The organism is Cupriavidus oxalaticus, assembly GCF_038900635.1.
Lineage (GTDB): Bacteria > Pseudomonadota > Gammaproteobacteria > Burkholderiales > Burkholderiaceae > Cupriavidus > Cupriavidus oxalaticus_B.
Window position 1 is genome coordinate 1 of sequence record NZ_JAYMRX010000099.1, and the last position, 434, is coordinate 434.

General features: G+C 71.0%; 1 protein-coding gene. It reads left to right on the plus strand.

Annotation, left to right across the window (positions count from 1 at the left end):
* Positions 1-434: FadR/GntR family transcriptional regulator (locus tag VSR71_RS35125; RefSeq protein WP_342917928.1), on the plus strand; the 434-nt coding region annotated here is incomplete at both ends.

Below are 434 nucleotides of genomic sequence, written 5' to 3' on the forward strand. Positions count from 1 at the left end.
CTCGCGCAGCAGTTCGGCGTCTCGCGCCTGACGATGCGCGAAGGGGTTCGTCTTCTGCAGGCGCAGGGCGTCATCGTCGCCGTGCCCGGCACCCGGCACCGGATCGCCCCGACCGACGAGTGGACCGGGCTCGACGCGGTCGTGCGTCATGCGCAGAGCGCTGGCGCCAGGGAGCGCTCCTCCCTGGAGATGCTCGAGATGCGCATGATGTTCGAGACCGGCGCCGCCGAGTTCGCCGCGGGCCGCCGCACCGAGGAGCATCTAGCGGAGATGGAAGCCCTGCTCGCGGACATGCATGCGGCGCACGAGCGGACCGACGTCGAGGGCTTCGTGGCGGCCGACCTCGCCTTCCACGACGTGATCATCCGGGCCGCCGAGAACCGCATCCTGGTCGCCTCGATGCGTCCGCTGACCACCATGCTGCAGGCGACGCG